The sequence below is a fragment of the Halococcus salifodinae DSM 8989 genome, assembly GCF_000336935.1.
Taxonomy (GTDB): Archaea; Halobacteriota; Halobacteria; order Halobacteriales; family Halococcaceae; genus Halococcus; species Halococcus salifodinae.
Window position 1 is genome coordinate 1 of the sequence record NZ_AOME01000005.1, and the last position, 2,536, is coordinate 2,536.

Sequence of the window (2,536 nt, forward strand, 5' to 3'; positions counted from 1 at the left end):
CCGCTCGCGGAGAGCGTTCTTGTCGTAGCCTTTGTCCGCAGCGAGAGTCCGCAGATCGCCCGCGTTTCGGCGGGCGATCTGCTCGCACAGGTCAGCGTCGCTCCCTTCGAGCGTGGTTGAACAGTGGATGTCGAGGATCGCTTGGGATTCTGTATCGACGAGCTTCGTGACCTTGAGCGTCTGTACGTGGTAGTTGGTGCGGTGGCAGTAGTGGCGGCTGGCGCGGTCCCGTTCGTAGAACGTGGCGTCGAGGGCGGCGTGTTCGGATGGGTCATGTAGCTGCGCCGACTGGCGCAGCAGCACTCGACAGAGGCTCATCTCGATCTGGTCGAGTGCCTTACACAACGTAGACGGGGCAGGGAGATCGGCCGCGTCGAGGCCGATCTCCCGGATTATTTGTGGCATCTCCTTCAACAAGTCGATGGTCATGCGGTAGGANTCGGCCGCGTCGAGGCCGATCTCCCGGATTATTTGTGGCATCTCCTTCAACAAGTCGATGGTCATGCGGTAGGACGTATCGAGGTAAATTCGGAGACAGTGGAGGGAAACGAAGGCGTAATCAGCGAATCCGCCGCCGATCGGGGCGGCGGATTCGTCTCCATCGCCGGTAACTCTTTGAGCTATGACTACGCATCGCTCGGTGAAGCGGGAGATTTGCGTCATGATCAACTCAAGTCTCTCGCTTCAACGCCTTTGATTTAGCGACCCATCCTGCCGCCGTCTAGTGATTCAACACAGCCCATTATCCATTAACCGACTGTTTCTAACTCATTGTCTTCCTTGTTAAACCAATGAAGTGGACAGGTGTACTCATTGTGAACGAGTTCTTCCTCGACGATCTCAAGACCGAGTGCGGTGAGGTCACGACCAATACGGCTAAGGTCGTCGCCATTGCGCCCGATAGCAACAACGTGGATGTTCTCTTCGCCGGTCATTAACTCTCGAGCTGAGACCACGCCAGAGATCGTCAACGCCTCTTGGGCGAGCTGTTCGCGTTCGGGGATCGGAGCGGTGCAGAAGATAATGGTGAACAGCTGGTAGCCCGCTTGTTCGTAATCGATATCGAGGTGAGCGCCGCGAATGATGCCGTTGTCTTTGAGGCGACCGATACGTTTGCGGACCGTGCTCGGCGAAACGCCATAGTCGTCGGCAATTTCGGCCGCCGACGTTCCCAGGATGTCCTTTTGGAGCCGGTAGATGACGTAGCGGTCCAGTTCGTCGAGTTCACGCGACATACTCTGGGTACGCAACTCCGCTCGGGAAAGCATTTGCTGTCTCCCTACAGCAGCCAGCGTTCGAGTGCGCGCCCGAGCCATCCCGGTGTGGTCTCCTCACGCGGGCGCACGACGAGCACCGGACAGTCGGCACCGTCGGCGAGCGACTTTCCTTCAGTACCGACGACCAGAATGTCGGTATCGTCGTTCTCGACGCTGTTTACACCGCCATCGGAGCGGACGAACGCCGTTCTGACCGGAACAGAACAGAGTGCCGCGACCTCCTCGTGGTAGTCAGCGAGCGTCCGGCGCTGTTCCTCGGAGACGGGCTCATCGCGGCCATACTCTAATATGATCGCCGCATCATGAGCCGCCGCTACCGCGTCGGCGACAGCAATTTTCGCCGGATCGTGGGGTCCTTCATCAGTCAGCACGGTCACGGTCTCGATCTCGTCGCGTTTCGTCTCGCTGTTGTTGACGATGACAGCGTCACAGTCGGTGTGAGTGAGGGCCCACTCGATGTCTGAATCGAACACTCGCTCACGGAGCCGCGACGGCTGCTGTTCCATCACGAGCATGTCCACGTCGCACTCTTCGACATAATTCGCCAGCGCATGGCGGGTGTCGTGACTCACCACCTCACCTACTCGCACTGGAATATCGAGGTCGGTCGCAAGCGAATCAGCCCGTTCTTCGAATTCGATATCAGTAGGGGACTGCTCGGTGGCAGCTTCAAGCGGCACCTGGTCAGCCACTTCGTCGAATCGGATGACCGATACTGCACCGTGTTGGGGCACTGCAAGGTCCGCAGCGACATCCACAAGCATTCCCTCGTGTGAGGCGGCCACGTCCTCTGGAACCGCCACGAGTGCCTCGTACCCCTCGGTCGGGGTGACGGCGTCGCGGGTGCGGTCGACAGCCTGCTTGCCGACTTCGCGGCGAACCGCGTCCATGGCTGCTCCTTCGCGGTCCACCCGGTCGCGGGCGTACCAAAGATACCACATGACGCTACCGGCCGTGATGAGGACAGCCCCAACGAGCGGGATAGTCCCCATCTGCGTGAGCAGGACGAGACCGCCGATGACACCGAACCCCTGCATCCACGGGTACAGCGGCGACTCGAACGTCGGCTCGTACTCCATCGTTCCGCGGCGGAACGCCACCAGGGCGATGTTGATAAGAATGAATACGAGAATTTGGAACGCACTCGCCAACTTGGCGATGCTTTCGAGCGGCACGAACGCGATGAGCACCAGCAATACGACGCCCGTAAGAGTAATTGAGGTACTTGGGGTGTTGAACCGCTCGCTGATGTTTCCGAG

At 59.3% G+C, this 2,536-nt stretch carries 3 protein-coding genes; all 3 read right to left on the reverse strand.

Annotation, left to right across the window (positions count from 1 at the left end; translation table 11 throughout):
• The coding region (locus C450_RS00755; RefSeq protein WP_005038741.1) for an IS5/IS1182 family transposase at nt 1–663 on the reverse strand (663 nt) is incomplete at its 3' end.
• A gap of 86 nt (nt 664–749) precedes the next feature.
• On the reverse strand, nt 750–1,235 hold the full coding sequence (locus C450_RS00760; protein ID WP_005038743.1) for an Lrp/AsnC family transcriptional regulator: 486 nt from the start codon (nt 1,233–1,235) through the stop codon (nt 750–752).
• A gap of 44 nt (nt 1,236–1,279) precedes the next feature.
• On the reverse strand, nt 1,280–2,536 hold a 1,257-nt coding region (locus C450_RS00765), incomplete at its 5' end, for a universal stress protein (RefSeq protein ID WP_161606929.1).

What these genes read in the sequence shown, in the direction of transcription:
- C450_RS00760 (WP_005038743.1), bottom strand. Translation starts at nt 1,235, where the DNA reads ATGTCGCGTGAACTCGACGAACTGGACCGCTACGTCATCTACCGGCTC.